The organism is Halodesulfurarchaeum formicicum (assembly GCF_001886955.1).
Taxonomy (GTDB): domain Archaea; phylum Halobacteriota; class Halobacteria; order Halobacteriales; family Halobacteriaceae; genus Halodesulfurarchaeum; species Halodesulfurarchaeum formicicum.
Map to the genome: position 1 here is coordinate 1,960,326 of NZ_CP016804.1, position 13,712 is coordinate 1,974,037.

A 13,712-nucleotide genomic window follows, 5' to 3' on the forward strand; every position below is an offset into this window, starting at 1 on the left:
ACGGGACTCGAATGTCGGCCCCACAGGCCGTAAGCCACTGGGTGTAGCTTACTCGACTTACGTTACTCATTACCAAGGAAACCAAGTCACGACCAATAGTATGGATAGTGACACGGAACCCCGGCGACAGGTACTCAAGTACATCGGCGCCGGGGCCGTGGCCGGTTCGGCGGGCCTGTTTGGCCTTCATCAACTCACCCAGACGGCGTCGGCCCAGGTCGCCCTGGCCTTCGAGGACACCACCGTCGACCTCCCCGACGACGATGCCATCGACGATCTCCGCATCACCGGGGATGTCTCCGGTGACTTCGAGACCGGGGCCGGTCCCTCGGAAACCGTCATGCTCGATCTCGACGTCGAGTTCGATCGGTTTGGGGACTTCTCGGACTCGATGAATCGGCATCCTGACGAGCCACGGGGCAGTGTTCGCTGGCAGCCCACGTACTCGCTCGTCGACCAGACGGAGTTCACGGGTGCGGGTGATGACTTGCAGTCGGCCTCCTTCGACAACAACACGGTCTCCTACGACGTGACGGCGGGCGTCGAGATAGAGGTCTACGCCGACGGCTCCCTGGTGGCCGAGGCCCAGGACGCCGCCACTGGAACCATCACCTTTCGTGATCCCCAAGAGACACGGACCGACGACGAAACCCAGGCCGAGGACGAATCCGAGGATGAGGACACTCCAACCGCCGGAGCCTCCGTGGACGTCTCCTTCGAGTTCGAGGTCCAGGAGTAGGGGGCAGAACGGACCCGGTCGACGGAATCACCAGTCACCGATTCCAGACGACGGCAGTCCTCCCCTCGCCAGACCGGTCACTCGACCCTGCGATCTCCCCCTGCGTGTTGATGTCCGTCGCATAGCTATCTCCGTCGCTCCCAGCCAGCGATCCGAGTTTCTCGACCGCGTCGTCGATCCACCGAACAGCGTGCACTCCCGCAGTCGGCCCCCGAACAGTATTGGTACCGACGATCGTTCCCGCATCGTTCGCTCGAAGCGTCCCCAGATCCTCGACCGTCTCCGTATTCGACCAGCGAACGGCGTAAAACTGGCCCCCAGTGGCCGAACCACCGACCACTGTCCCCGCATCGTTGATGCCGAACGCTTGACTGTTCGGCTCGCTTTCCGAGAGGGGCGGGAGCGCGATTACCGAGCGTGTTGATTTACACGGTGGTTTTTCACAGCGCGTTCCGCTCTCACCGCGGGCCGAGGATGAGTCGAGTCCAACTGCTCCTGTTCGGCGTTCAATGCGTCCTGCGCACAGGCGTTCGGGTTGACCCACCGGTTGCTGTCGACCTGGAGGCCAATGATCATCCCATCGAGAATCTCGTCCTGGGCAGTGTCGAGACAGAAGTCACCGCGAAACCGTGGTTCACCCCGTGGATAGGGATCGAGTTCGTCCTCGCCGACGACAAATCCGATCTCGAAGCCGTCCTCGGTCTCCTGGGCCATGAGCACGTCAGCGGTGCCGTTAACACAGACACAGAGCTGGGAACACCCACAGAAGACGGGCGTTCCAATAACCTCGTGAGCGTTTGCAGCACCGGTAAAGCCGACCCCCGCAGCCGCCCCGATTCCCAGACCCTTCAACATCTGGCGGCGTGATACACCGAGGCCGAGATCGGCCCCGTGATCTGGTGGCTGGTTTGAGTCCATGAACGGGGCGTACTCGCCACCTGGCTATTGTCATAGAACGGTTATCGAACAGTAAGGCTCCGCTGAGTAACTGCGGGATTTCCCACCCGGAACAGAATACAAAATCTGGGGCGTTGTTGCTTCGTGGTATTATCTCCCAATGAGAGAAAACGGTTCGTGGAGAGGCAACCGGTCGATTATCTATGTGTCCTGCCGTTCTGATTATCTACAGGGACCGTAGTCGGGATCATGAAAGTACGCGAAAACTGGAAACAGCAAAAGCCTAGGCCGGGAAAGAACGCCGGGACTCTCGTCCGCCGGCCGTTTCACGCCCTGTGTACCCGGACGACCCGTTTACGCAGGCTGTACCCAGACAGCCTATGAGCCTGAAACCGACGCCGCCGCACGAAGCCAAGAGCCGATTCCTCAACGACAAGAAGCCGGGCGTCACTCGGAAGACGCTCAAGAACTACCGGACGTCCCTGCGCCAGTTCTGTGACTGGCTGGACGGCCAGCAACTCACGAACCTGAACGACCTCGACAGCGAACTCATCCAGCGGTACAAGGAGTTCCGGCTGTCCAAGGTCAAGGTCATCACGGCACGGCAGGATATGATGATCATCAAGCAGTTCATCGAGTTCTGCGAGCACATCACGGCTGCCCCGCGCGAGATGGCCGATATGGCTCGGATACCCTCTGTCAGAGAGAGCGACGAAATCTGTGACGACCTCCTCACGCGGGACGAAGCCACCGAGATGTTGGACTTCCTCGGGAAGTACGAGTACGCCAGCAACCGGCACGTCACTCTGCTACTGCTCTGGAAGACCGGGATGCGTCTTAGCGGTCTCCGGGCGCTAGACCTCGGAGACTTTGACGAAGGCCGTCCGGCGCTGGAACTCCGCCACCGACCCACGGAGGGAACGGCGCTCAAGAATATGGAACGGAGCGAGCGGGACGTACTGATAACCCCGGAGGTGGCCGACGTCGTCCGCGACTATGTCGATATGAACCGGAAAGACGTCACCGACGACCACGGCAGGGAACCGCTTCTGACGTCCAAGAGCGGGCGTATCGTGGAGACGACCATACAGCGGTACGTCTACACGGCGACCCGTCCCTGCTACTACAACGGCGGGAACTGCCCGTTCGACCGGGAACCCGAGACCTGTGAGGCTATGCCGTGGAACGCTTCGTGCAAGTGTCCCGGCTCGGTCAGCCCACACGCCCTTCGTCGGGGCTACGTCACGGCAGCGCGGAACGCGGGACAGCCCAAGGACGTGACCGGCGAGCGGGTCAATATGAGCGGGAAGGTGCTGGATAAACACTAAGATAAAGGAACCAGTGCAGAAAAGGCCGAGAGACGACGAGACTATCTCATTAACATTTAATCACAGTCTGGACTTGTTTTAGAAGAATTCTCAATTATTACAAATAATCTGGCAGGTAACAGAAGAATTGAAAATAGATAATGAGATAGAAGAAAAACTATAGTTGCGGAGTATATTTTTGCAATCAGAACAAAATCATCAATTACCAAGGAGGAAAAATACCCTCCGATAGAAAGTGCCACGATCAAGATTCCTGAAACAATTAAATATATTGATATATTCCTAGTTTGGTCAATCAGGTTCTCAGATGGGTTATTTGTATCACTATACCTGAGTAGAAGTATCACCGAATTAGTCAGCAATCCAACAAACAATGATATTGCGGGAATTATGAGTCTCAAAGCGTTATAATCTATAATAAAATTCGCTAGGAGTGCACCGATAGACAGCAACAAAGGAATGACATACACAAGTGCTCTAAATTTATATGGTGCTGTTTCTTGCTTAAGTGGCGAATGAAACTCTTCCCAAATGCCGAATAGACTATACATTCACTCTAATAGGCTATCCGTCTCTAGTTTTTCCAGATCGTATTCCTCAAGTTGCTCGTTTGCGAATTCACGTGCTACCTCCCCAATAGTGTGCAATTTAGGCCTATAAGTTTCTTCATCATACTCAATATCTTCATTAATTGCCCGTTTCATTCTGACTCTGTCTTGTTCTAAATCTAGTTTATTACTCCCGTCTGCGTTGATATGGGCCTTTACAGAATCAATATTCTTAGTGTCAACTTCAGAGGGGAATATTTCAGCATAAGGATAGTCACTATCTTGTATTTTTGATACTAATGTTTTGGCCCTTTCTTCATCCAACGAGATGTCCAAGTCAGTATCTATCGTGAATCGTGCCTTCGCGTCTCGCACATTTCCTAAGATGCTGCTACTGCTTCCATATGCAGAGGTTGGAGTGTTTCTTTTTACGAGTTCAAATCCGTGTATATTCACTTCCGTTAGCCTTTGGACTAGATCTTTTGAAGCGATGGGGTTCATTGAAAAACTGATTCCGTTGTCTTCATCAGAGGGACTTTCAATATAGTCTTCCAGCAAAGGCTGCTGTAACGCACGGTAAAACATTCCCTTGATGCCTGATTGACCCCAAGCGTGTAGAATCAAGACCCCCCTAGATTGTTTTTCTTGAGGGATATGGAAGAGGAAGTAAAGACGGCGGACTTCCGCAGTACTTTGATCGCGGGCGTTAGGATTTCGAGCATCACTAGGAGGTAAGGCGTCCTGTAACTTTTCAATATTCAGGTGATCTGCTGAACGACCGAATTTCCCATATCCGAATACTCCTTCTACAGTAACCGTGCTATGCTCACCGGTGTCACTCGATTCTAGTTGTCGGATTGTAAGTGACTTCTCAATATCTTCATCTACGTATCCTTGATCTCGCAGTGTATGAAGCCGATTTAGTAGCAGTTCAAGAAAAGTATCGTAATTCTCGAAGCCACCATTCGGGTCGGGTAATGATGTCAAATCGAAGTATTCGCTCTCATCAACCGCCACGCCCGGCTTGTTCTTTGTTCTCAGACGAACCCAATAGGGGACTAACTTATCAGTTACCACACTTCTGTCTGACCTTCGTAATTATTGTATTTTGTGGTGTCTGGGATGTTGACAGTTTAAATAGAGCAATCCTTCATAGGCAAAATACTGCGCTCGACTGAGTTGTACACAGCAGGAACGCCCGGTCGGTTATTACACCACTCTAGAAGGGGCTTCCGAACCAACGTTACTATCTCTCAACGATGAGCAGATTCCCGTGCGCGAAAGGCCGTTCGGCTTGCCCATAGCGGCAGAAACGCTCTTCTCCCCGTTCTATCTCTTCGAATTAGGTCAGCCGGGATCACCTCATCTGCTACAGTCATATATTCTGGTTAGAACAAGATGGGGGAGCGTTCTCCGAGGACTGCCGTCAAGAACGGCGCGTTTCCGTGCCCCCGGATTCGGAATGAGTACGACCACACAGACCGGCGGAAGTCTTGAACAGGCAGATGCGAATAACGCTAACCTTCATTGGATGGTACGAGCGGACGCCGAATCCGTGAGCCACCTTCCCGCCGCAGAGGACTGCGACGAGGTGACCGTCTCCTTCTTCGTGTTCGACTTCTCCGACGAGTTCGATAGGGAGCCTGAGACGGAATCCCGACCGAAGGAGACGGAAACAATAGGCCGAGACGAGACCGCCCGTACCTTCTTCCGCCATCACCCGACTATGTACCTTCTCCCGACGGTGAGTCTGCAACGGTCTACTTCTTGGGTGAGACTGAGGAAGAGCGTAGGATGTTGTACTAACGATTGACTCTACTCGGCAACTCGGAGAGTGATGAACCGCCCCTATAGAGAATGCCCGAAGGTTATTATCCCGAGTTAGTAGAAGAGTCCTCGGTGATTTTGGTATCACATCCAATCTTTGAGTCATACGCAGGAAAGTTACTTGTCTATTACCGAGATACGACAATAGTATGCCAACTGTCCTCAACGCGGTCGCAATCGGACTATTCCTCCTCTTTGTGGTAGCTGATTGGAGTTTTTCAATAGTTCTCGCTGTACTCCTAGCGGCACTTTCCTACGCGATTGGGTTACAATCGGCACTTCTGATTTTTGTCGGGTTCGGGATTCTTACACTATTCCTCGAACCGGGGATAGCCCTACTTCTTCTCTCGATATTGCTTGCGATAGGCTCAGTTGTGGGACTGGAGACGGCTATCGTCCTCCTCCTGTTAATTTCGGGTCTCCTATTCCTCATTCTTACCCTTGCTCTATCTGATGGGCCGGGAATCAGAATTGGATTCAAAGATTCCCTGACAATTCTTTCTGTCGGGGTTTCATCTACGTTCTCCACGTTCGTGAACCGGATTGAGTTGTTTGGAACTCTACCATCTCCTCGACTCGGCTTCCAGTCCTTCTTTTCACTCTACCCCGGACTGACCTTCACGAGAGAATTGCGAGAGGAGTTTGTAGAGACCGCATCGGAATTTGTCAGAACTGGTGAGGTAGAAGTAGATAAATCCCCAGAAACGCTTGCGCGGGAGGTTCAACAGGCGTACAATAATGCCGGACAATTCCTCTCTGACGGGGAAGGGAATCTTGCGCTCGTTCTTGCCCTAATTAGTATCCTTCCCGCTCTTCCGGAAGTGGTCTCTCCACCGGTCTGGATGCTTCCACCTGCTTGGGTGGGGGCAGCCGTATCGCTCGTCCTCCTCGTTGCAGTCGGATTACGACAGACCGCTTTAGATGTCGTGTTGTACCAAGAAGCGGTCGAAAGTGATGGAAAAGAGCGGTTGGCCGCTATGAGGGACTGGAATCGCTATATGTCAAATGGTGCCAAGATAGTGCAAACTTTGGCTATGTTTAAAACGGTAGATGCTATCAGCCCGACGGCGTCACAGTACTATCTTGAATGGGTACTTGATAAATCTGTTACTGGGGGAGGGGTTGATGCCCTTGATGTAATTGGGCAGTGGAAAGTACTCATGACATTTGTCATTGCTGACCGACAGAACATCACCCCGAAAGAGGCTAGTCAACAACTGCCATTTAGCATGGAATTGGAGGAACTCAACTAATCAATTGGTGTGGGAGTCATTTATTCGAACCACCACACGCGGTCGGGTGATTGCTCCCGCGGGTATCCTTTACTGATGCTACTCACCGGCAAAAAACGCCGAGAAACGGGTGGCCTTTCATGCTCTAATCGGCGACAAGTATATGTTAGAGCGGCGCAGTCTCCGAATTACAGTCTGCGCCGCAGGCGCAAGCCTAGGCCGGGATTTGAACCCGGGCTCTCGTCCTTACCAAGGACGCGCTTTACCGCTAAGCTACCCAGGCAGGCAGTCGATGAGAGGAACCCGACCCCTGTTAGGGGTTTCGATTACGCCCGATCAGGGGTCCGTCGCGGAGGGGGTTCGCACCGGCTCCTCGCCGGTCGCCCGGCCCCCGACCCGGCGCATGGCGTCCTCGATACCATCCGGAAGGCCCTCCGGAGCCGGCGGGAGTGGGGGCTCGCCGTGGTTCCGAGCCAACCCGACCACGTACTGGCGCAGCGAGAGCGGCGTCTCCCCGCCCGTGGCGGTCGCGCCGGCGATGACCGCGAGTTCGAAGACGTTGGCCTCGAGCGAGCGGGCGGTGGTCCCCCCGCTCCGGAGTTCGGTCTGCTCCTGGCCGAACTCCCGGACCGTCTCGACGGCCTTGTCTGCGGCTTCGGTGTGCGAGAGGAGTTGAAACCCCCGGGCGACGAGCACGTCGGCGGCCAGCACGTCGAGATCGTCCTCGACGTCGCCGGTGCCGGTCCAGGGCTCGTCGTGGACCAGGGCCCGGGTGAGCCGAAGGCCGTCGTAAATGAGTTGGACGCCGGCAGCGCGGTTGGAAACGACTGGCTCCTCCGCGTCGCCGGCGGCCACCGAGGCACTGAGAAGGGCGAGCACGCCGGGAATCATGGACGTCCCGAGAATATGGGCGTCCATCGTCTCTCTGAGCCGATCGGGAGTGATCTCCCTGATCGCCTCCGTCACCGCGATGCGCGCCTGCGCGACCTCGTCCATCGTACCCGATTTATGGTGGGGAGCGGCAAAGACCTTTGGAAAGGACCAAACCACACCCCCGAACTCGTGCCCCCAAAGCGTCGATCCCAGTGCGGTCAGTCGTGTGGAGCCGGCGTTGCCGGAGGCGTCCGTTTGTGTTCGGTCCGCTTTACCATCGTGTCCACACGGTCGACCAGCTCGCGATCCACGTCCAGCATCCGAGCCGTCGCCCCGGCCGAGAGTCGACCGTCGATATGCAGGGCGAGAATCGCGTCCAGGACCTCGTACTCGATCCCCAGCTCGTCCTCGTCGGTCTGCCCGGTCCAGAGCCCTGCGGTCGGCGTTTTGGTCACCAGGTCCTCATCGACGCCGAGGTGGCGGGCGACCTGTCGAACCTGCTGTTTGTAGAGCCGCCCGATCGGGTTGCAGTCCACGGCCCCGTCGCCGTACTTGGTGAAGTAGCCCACCAGAATCTCGGTTCGGTTCCCGGTTCCGACAACCAGCCCGTTCTCGTGGTTCGCGAGGAGGTAGTTGAGAACCGCCCGGACCCGCGCCCGGGCGTTGCCGATCGCGAACTGATCGATCTCGGTCTCGGGAAACGCGCCGACGAGTTTGTCGACGAAGGGCTCGATCTCGATGACATCGTACTCGATTCCCAGATCGAGGGCGACCCGCTCGGCGTCGCTCATGTTGTCCGCCTGGCTCACTCGCCCGGGCATCACCAGCCCGTGGACCGCCTCCGGGCCGAGCGCGTCGACCAGCAGGTGGGCGGTCGTGGTGCTATCGATGCCGCCGGAGAGGCCGAGAATCGCCCGGTCGGCCCCGGCCTGGCTCATCGTCTCCTGGATGAACGACTCGATCGAGTCGACGACCGGGTCGAGTTCGTCCGGCTCGAATCGCAGATCGAGGGGGTCCAGCTCGTCCGGCCCTGTCATGTTCGGGTGTGGGTCGCCCAGCATAATAGGGGTCCCGACCGCAAGCGCTACGTTTTAGTGCGTTCCTCGGAAAGTCAGGTTCGAGCGCCGGTGGTCTAGTGGTAGGACATGAGCTTCCCAAGCTCATAGCCCGGGTTCAATTCCCGGCCGGCGCATAGCGAGGGACGAACGTAGTGAGTCCCTCGAAGGCGAGCGGTGGAACCGCGAGCCACTCCCACTTTTTCCGAGGGGTTGCTGCGCAGCCCCTCGCAAAAACGTGGGGAAAAAGACCGCTAGCGGCTGTTGAATTAGGCGGATTCCGCTCCGGGAACTGACGGAGAGACGACGAAGGCAGTGTAGGTGACAATTACACAACCCGAAGGAAAACCTTCATTCGGTCACCACGGGACCTCCAGACATGCTCGATTCCGGGCCGTTCACCGTCAACCTCGCGACGATCGGCGTCGACGACAGCCAGTTCAAGACGGTCACAGACACCCTGGGCAAAGCGGCGTTCGGCGCGGACGGGGCCACGGGCTTCGAGATCGAGGGCGTCGAATCCGACCGGGTCACAGCCCGACTGCTGCGATCCCGGCCCGTCGAGATTCAGTCCTACGACACCGACGCGGGAGCGTTGGTCGAGGAGGAAGTCCAGACCGTCGAGTCGATTCCCTTCAGGCTGGACTTCGACCGACAGCGCCTCGAAGTGTTCTCGAACGGCCGCGACACCAGGGCGGTCGCGTCGGCAATCCAGCAACAGATCGACCTCGGGCAAGCTCCGGTTCAATTGGAGTTGGACCTGGCGGGCGTCTACGAAGCCGCCACCGAAATCGACTGGGACGTCTCGGTCGGCTCACTCCAGGTTCGCAATCTGGCGATCGACGAGCAGGCCACGGGCAGCTATCGAATGGCGATCCCCGAGGACTCCCAGGCCGATTCGTACATCGCCGACTACGCGGGGGACATCTCCTATCTTGGAACGACCTTCGAGCGCGCTGGGTCGGCAGTCTCGGTGGGGTTCTACGAGAGCGGCTCGATCCGGTTTTTCAGCGCCAGCGACGCGAACGCGGAACTCTGGGAGACGATCGGCACTGAGATACAGGCCCACGGGGCGACAGTCGAGAAGCCTTGATCAGCGGTCGATCGACCCGACGCTGAATCCCTCCTCTTCGAGGATCGATTCGATCCGGTTCAGATGATTGCCCTGGAGTTCGATGGCCCCGTCCTTGACGGTCCCTCCGCAGGCGAGCTTGGACTTGAGTGTACTCGAAAGCGAGGAGACATCCACGTCGTTCTCGTCGAATCCCTCGATGACTGTCATCTCCTTGCCGTACTGCCGGGTCTCGATGTGCACGGACAGTTCCTGGGACTCTTTTGCCACGTCCTCACAGACACAGAGCTCTTCGGGGAGCCCGCACGTCGGGCAGACCTCCGCCATACTGTTTGTGTTCCCGAGCCACGGTAATAAACTATGCCCAGGCGCACGAAAATTCGATTTTACCCATCGAAGTACGCGCTGATGAGTTTGCGCTCGGCGGCCCGGAGATGCTGGTGGAACGTCGAGGGGTGAATGTCCATCGCCGCGGCCAGGGACTCACCCTCGACGGCCCGCGGCCACTCGAAGAAGCCACTGACATACGCCTTCTGCAGGGCTTCGAGTTGCCGACCAGTGAGATCGTCGGTCACATGCTCACGAAAGCTCTCCGCTGATTGCTCGCGGTCCGCGACCTCGTGGAAGGCCAGCAGTTCGACCCCCTCATAGCCGTCCCGGAAGCGCCCGACGACGGTGTTACCCATGTGCTCGGAGGCGGCCGCGAAGGTGAGCCGGACACTCGACGGAGTCGCCGAGAGGTCTTCGAGTCGAACGGCGTCCTGGACGATCGAGCGGGCAAACGGCCCCGGGGGAACGGTCCACTCCAGGACAGTCCCCGATTCGCTCCCGGCGACCAGTTTCAGATCGCCGGTTCGCTTGACCTGCTCGGCGACCGATGAGGAGGGGACGTCCGAGACAGTGAGCAAGAGCGTCGGCTGGCCGTCCGAGATGGTGGCCTGGCCGTCGGCGGTCACCTCACCCGAGAGCGAGTCGGCGAGTTCGACCAGCGGCATGGCCGGATCGGCGACCTCCAGTCTGACCTCGATGACCGACTCCCCGGCGGAGAGACTCACCCGTTCGAGCGCGTTGATCGCGGCCCCGGCGGACTGACCGATGGCCTCCAGGACGACGGTCTCCCGCTCGTCGAACACGTCCGCCTCGGCCGTCGCGACCGCGAGCAGGCCGTAGACGCTGTCACGGTAGCGGAGCGGCACGAGCGCGGTGGCGGCGGGGGGCTCCATCCCGGCGAACAAACCCGTCGAGTCCGTGAGCACTTCGACGGTTCCGGAGTCGATCGCGGCGGCGAGTCCGGTGACATCCTCGGCCCCGAGTGGCTCCGTAGGACGATTATCACCCGCGACGGGGCGCAACAGCCCAGTCGAGGGGTTGTAGCGGCCGACCCAGGCCGCGGTGAGATCCGGCACGGTCGCGAAACGCTCGGCGATCGAGGCTTCCAGGTCATCCCTGGTGTCCGAGTCGACGATCGTCTCGGCGATGTCCGGCACCAGCGAGGTGACCCGGGAGAGCACGTGATCCAGCGTCTGCCGTTCGGCCGCGAGCGCGAGTTCGGCCTCCTTGCGGTCGGTGACGTCGGCCTGATAACCCACGTAATACGCCACGTCGCCGCTCTCGTCGTAAATCGGGGCGATCTCGACGCGGTTCCAGAACAGTTCGCCGTCCTTCCGGTAGTTCTTGAGTTCGACGGCAACCTGTTTCTGTTCGGTCACCGCCTCGGCCATCTTCGCCACCCGGTCCATGTCCGTCTCCGGGCCCTGCAGGAATCGGCAGTTCGTGCCCAGGATCTCCGGGCGCTCGTAGCCGGTGGTCTCGGTAAACTGGTCGTTGACGTAGATGAGCGGGTTGTCCGGGAGCGACGGATCGGAGATCGAGATACCGACCGGCGCGGCGTCCATGGCGTCCTCCTTGAGGTGCAGTTCCTCCTCGACGGAGAGCTCCGCGATGCGTTCGTCCGCAGGCGTCTCCCCCATGTTAGCCCTCCCGACCGCCCACAGGGGACGGCCACCGAGTGCCAGCTGCACGGCGCGTTGCGGTCCCTGGTCCCAGCATGCACGGGGCCCTACAGGCGGCACCGAAATAAACACCCGGAGGCGACATCGTTTTCCCGACTGCCATGGAATTCCCTGGCATGGGCGTCGAGTACGTTCAGTGTCCGTCCTGTGAAAGCGAGATCAGGGTCGGCGTGCCACGGGAGAGTGAGGTCCTCGAGGTGAGCCAGGACGGGAAGCCGACCACGACGGTGGACTCGAAAACGCGGTTGCTGACCTGTCCGGACGGCCACGACGTCTGGGTCCGATTCTCGATCTGATCAGCCACCGAGTAGCTGTGGCCCGAACAGCATCAAGAGGAGGGCAAGCAACATCGTCAGACCGACCGACGTGGTGATCGCCCGGACTGCGATCTGGCGGTCCCCGATCGGGAGCCTGGAGACCACCGCCTCGGCCATCATGCGCAAGAGGTGCCCGCCGTCCAGCGGGAAGGCCGGAATGCAGTTGAAAAAGCCGAGGTTGAGGTTGATCCAGCCCGTCCAGAAGAGGACGTTCGCGAGGACGAACACGCCACCCCCCAGCGGCGCGAGCGGGCCCTCGACGGTGAAAAAGCCCAGGTTCCACCCGACGAACCCGGCGAAGTTGTACTCCAAGCCAGTCAGGCCCACGCTCCCGATCAGCGGGAGCAGCAGGCTCACGCCGATCCCCCGGAGGAAGCCCACGATGCCCGGCCCCGTGGCCTCACCACCGGCCATATCGAGGTAGGTCTGGGCGGGATAGAGTGTCGTCCCGAAGTCCGAGACGACGAGGCCGCTGATCCCCCGGTAGACCTGCACGCCGAGGTAACTCGTGCCGTCTTGGGCGCCCAGTTCCACCTCGTTCGTCTCGGCCGCCCCGTCCTGGTAGGTCGTGACCGAGACGGTCTCGCCGGCGTCAAAGTCGTCCAGCACGGCGTTCAACTGTGTCTGAGAGGCGACCCGTTGCCCGCCGATCTCAGTGACGACGATAGGGGTCTCCGTCGGTAGCCCATCCGTCGCCGCCGGCCCATCCGGGACGACGGTGACAAGCGCCCCTGCTGGTCCCGTCACGCGGTCGCCCCCGGCCGTATCCAGTGTCACAACCGTCTCGTTCGCCACCGCAGCCCGGAGGGCAGCTTCGGTCTGGACTGCGGTCCCGTTCACCGCCGTGATGGTCGTGTTGGTTCCAAGCGACGCGAACGGCGAGTCATCCGCGACGCCAGTGACCAGTACCGATCGCCGGACGCTGGTCTCGGTTCCGTCACCGAGGGTTAGCGTCACCCGGTCGGCACCCGAGGCGACCAGCGTCTCCTCGAGGTCGGAATTCTGTTCGATGGGTTGCTCGCCGACCGCGACGATCCGGTCGCCGGCGTCGACACCCGCCTGGGCGGCCGGCGAACCCGGGAACACCCCACCGACCGCCGCGCCCGGTGCGACACCGATCGAGCCCACGACCGGCCCGAAGAGGATGGCGAAGGCGATCGCGGTCAGCAGGAAGTTGTTCGTCACGCCGGCCGCGAACATCCGGGCCTGGCTCCCTCGATCGGCGGCCTCGACACTCTCCTCCTCGGGTTCCACGAAGGCCCCAATCGGGAGGATGGCGAGCAGCACCACGCCCATGGACTCGACGTCGATGCCCTCGACCCGTGAGAGGATGCCGTGCCCGCCCTCGTGGACCAGCATGCCGATGAAGAGGCCAAAGAGGATCTCCGGGGCCACCGCGAGCGGGAGGAAGTCGTTCACCCCTGGGATGACCAGGAAGTTCTGTGGCTGGTTGACCGCGGTTGGCTGTGGCGGGTTCCGAAGGACCTGGACCGCGTTCGCGAGCAACAGCAGGAAGGACCCGACGAGGATCACCAGTGCGAACCCGAGCCCCATGTTCGCCCAGACTCGCCAGAGCCGTCGGGGACCCGCCAGGCGGTCGAGCAGGTCACGGCCCCGTTTCGTGTGGACAGTCAGTATCGGACCTGTCACGCCGATAAACTCCGGGAACCAGTCTCGGGAACGAAGCAGAGAGAGCGCCAGCCAGTAGGCCAGCAGGCCGCCGAGGACCCAGGACCAGGGATTCATCATCGGGAGAGCCGTCCCGAAACGGGTTAGGCGTTCGGGTTGGGTGCCCACGCGAGATATTTGGGG

Annotated in this window: 13 protein-coding genes and 2 tRNA genes; 6 read left to right on the plus strand and 9 right to left on the minus strand. The window is 59.3% G+C overall.

The window, feature by feature from the left end; genetic code table 11:
- The first annotated feature begins 100 nt into the window (after positions 1 to 100).
- Positions 101 to 739 carry a hypothetical protein gene (locus HSR6_RS10065; RefSeq protein WP_071933528.1) on the plus strand — a complete coding sequence of 213 codons (639 nt, stop codon included), beginning with the start codon at positions 101 to 103 and terminating at the stop codon, positions 737 to 739.
- Positions 740 to 773: 34 nt separating this feature from the next.
- Here HSR6_RS10065 and HSR6_RS11305 read toward each other — a convergent pair whose 3' ends face one another.
- Both HSR6_RS11305 and HSR6_RS10935 read right to left on the minus strand, forming a co-directional pair.
- Positions 774 to 1,265, minus strand: a complete 492-nt coding sequence (locus HSR6_RS11305; protein ID WP_257786080.1) for a hypothetical protein — start codon at positions 1,263 to 1,265, stop codon at positions 774 to 776.
- The gene (locus HSR6_RS10935; protein WP_148661827.1) at positions 1,148 to 1,657 is read right to left on the minus strand and encodes a twin-arginine translocation signal domain-containing protein; all 510 of its coding nucleotides are present in this window, start codon (positions 1,655 to 1,657) and stop codon (positions 1,148 to 1,150) included. Before HSR6_RS10935 ends, HSR6_RS11305 begins: the two co-directional genes overlap by 118 nt.
- A 359-nt stretch (positions 1,658 to 2,016) precedes the next feature.
- On the opposite strand from HSR6_RS10935, the gene HSR6_RS10075 reads away from it, so the two are divergent.
- Positions 2,017 to 2,964, plus strand: coding sequence for a tyrosine-type recombinase/integrase (locus HSR6_RS10075; RefSeq protein ID WP_071933530.1), 948 nt, complete (start codon positions 2,017 to 2,019; stop codon positions 2,962 to 2,964).
- A 551-nt stretch (positions 2,965 to 3,515) separates the two neighbouring features.
- Here HSR6_RS10075 and HSR6_RS10940 read toward each other — a convergent pair.
- On the minus strand, positions 3,516 to 4,589 hold the full coding sequence (locus HSR6_RS10940; RefSeq protein ID WP_148661828.1) for a hypothetical protein: 1,074 nt from the start codon (positions 4,587 to 4,589) through the stop codon (positions 3,516 to 3,518).
- Between the two features lie 899 nt (positions 4,590 to 5,488).
- On the opposite strand from HSR6_RS10940, the gene HSR6_RS10085 reads away from it, so the two are divergent.
- Positions 5,489 to 6,592 (plus strand): hypothetical protein, encoded by a 1,104-nt coding sequence (locus tag HSR6_RS10085; protein WP_071933532.1) that lies wholly within the window; start codon positions 5,489 to 5,491, stop codon positions 6,590 to 6,592.
- A gap of 190 nt (positions 6,593 to 6,782) precedes the next feature.
- On the opposite strand, the gene HSR6_RS10090 is transcribed toward HSR6_RS10085, so the two are convergent.
- The 3 genes from HSR6_RS10090 to HSR6_RS10100 all read right to left on the minus strand — a co-directional run bounded on the left by HSR6_RS10090 (position 6,783) and on the right by HSR6_RS10100 (position 8,481).
- A tRNA-Thr gene (locus HSR6_RS10090) sits at positions 6,783 to 6,854 on the minus strand.
- 53 nt (positions 6,855 to 6,907) lie between these two features.
- The gene (locus HSR6_RS10095) at positions 6,908 to 7,567 is read right to left on the minus strand and encodes a DUF7114 family protein (protein WP_071933533.1); all 660 of its coding nucleotides are present in this window, start codon (positions 7,565 to 7,567) and stop codon (positions 6,908 to 6,910) included.
- Between the two features lie 95 nt (positions 7,568 to 7,662).
- Positions 7,663 to 8,481, minus strand: coding sequence for an NAD+ synthase (locus HSR6_RS10100; RefSeq protein WP_071933534.1), 819 nt, complete (start codon positions 8,479 to 8,481; stop codon positions 7,663 to 7,665).
- 84 nt (positions 8,482 to 8,565) lie between these two features.
- On the opposite strand from HSR6_RS10100, the gene HSR6_RS10105 reads away from it, so the two are divergent.
- Positions 8,566 to 8,636 (plus strand) — tRNA-Gly (locus tag HSR6_RS10105).
- Between the two features lie 242 nt (positions 8,637 to 8,878).
- Positions 8,879 to 9,592 carry a hypothetical protein gene (locus HSR6_RS10110; RefSeq protein ID WP_071933535.1) on the plus strand — a complete coding sequence of 238 codons (714 nt, stop codon included), beginning with the start codon at positions 8,879 to 8,881 and terminating at the stop codon, positions 9,590 to 9,592.
- Here the strand turns inward: HSR6_RS10110 and yciH are convergent, their stop codons facing one another.
- Together yciH and HSR6_RS10120 are read right to left on the minus strand one after the other, a co-directional pair.
- A complete protein-coding gene (yciH, locus tag HSR6_RS10115; protein ID WP_071933536.1) occupies positions 9,593 to 9,898 on the minus strand; it encodes a stress response translation initiation inhibitor YciH in 306 nt (101 codons plus the stop codon).
- A 59-nt stretch (positions 9,899 to 9,957) separates the two neighbouring features.
- Positions 9,958 to 11,541 carry a PAS domain-containing protein gene (locus tag HSR6_RS10120; RefSeq protein WP_070365755.1) on the minus strand — a complete coding sequence of 528 codons (1,584 nt, stop codon included), beginning with the start codon at positions 11,539 to 11,541 and terminating at the stop codon, positions 9,958 to 9,960.
- Positions 11,542 to 11,699: 158 nt separating this feature from the next.
- Between HSR6_RS10120 and HSR6_RS10125 the strand changes: the two genes are divergently transcribed.
- On the plus strand, positions 11,700 to 11,879 hold the full coding sequence (locus HSR6_RS10125; protein WP_070365756.1) for a hypothetical protein: 180 nt from the start codon (positions 11,700 to 11,702) through the stop codon (positions 11,877 to 11,879).
- Here HSR6_RS10125 and HSR6_RS10130 read toward each other — a convergent pair whose 3' ends face one another.
- Positions 11,880 to 13,646 (minus strand): site-2 protease family protein, encoded by a 1,767-nt coding sequence (locus HSR6_RS10130; RefSeq protein ID WP_071933537.1) that lies wholly within the window; start codon positions 13,644 to 13,646, stop codon positions 11,880 to 11,882.
- Positions 13,647 to 13,712: the final 66 nt, after the last annotated feature.

Bases quoted from the DNA above. Each gene is read 5' to 3' on its own strand.
- HSR6_RS10065 (WP_071933528.1), top strand. From the start codon at position 101: ATGGATAGTGACACGGAACCCCGGCGACAGGTACTCAAGTACATCGGC.
- HSR6_RS10935 (WP_148661827.1), bottom strand. From the start codon at position 1,657: ATGGACTCAAACCAGCCACCAGATCACGGGGCCGATCTCGGCCTCGGT.
- HSR6_RS10075 (WP_071933530.1), top strand. From the start codon at position 2,017: ATGAGCCTGAAACCGACGCCGCCGCACGAAGCCAAGAGCCGATTCCTC.
- HSR6_RS10085 (WP_071933532.1), top strand. From the start codon at position 5,489: ATGCCAACTGTCCTCAACGCGGTCGCAATCGGACTATTCCTCCTCTTT.
- HSR6_RS10095 (WP_071933533.1), bottom strand. From the start codon at position 7,567: ATGGACGAGGTCGCGCAGGCGCGCATCGCGGTGACGGAGGCGATCAGG.
- HSR6_RS10100 (WP_071933534.1), bottom strand. From the start codon at position 8,481: ATGACAGGGCCGGACGAGCTGGACCCCCTCGATCTGCGATTCGAGCCG.
- HSR6_RS10110 (WP_071933535.1), top strand. From the start codon at position 8,879: ATGCTCGATTCCGGGCCGTTCACCGTCAACCTCGCGACGATCGGCGTC.
- yciH (WP_071933536.1), bottom strand. From the start codon at position 9,898: ATGGCGGAGGTCTGCCCGACGTGCGGGCTCCCCGAAGAGCTCTGTGTC.
- HSR6_RS10120 (WP_070365755.1), bottom strand. From the start codon at position 11,541: ATGGGGGAGACGCCTGCGGACGAACGCATCGCGGAGCTCTCCGTCGAG.
- HSR6_RS10125 (WP_070365756.1), top strand. From the start codon at position 11,700: ATGGGCGTCGAGTACGTTCAGTGTCCGTCCTGTGAAAGCGAGATCAGG.
- HSR6_RS10130 (WP_071933537.1), bottom strand. From the start codon at position 13,646: ATGAATCCCTGGTCCTGGGTCCTCGGCGGCCTGCTGGCCTACTGGCTG.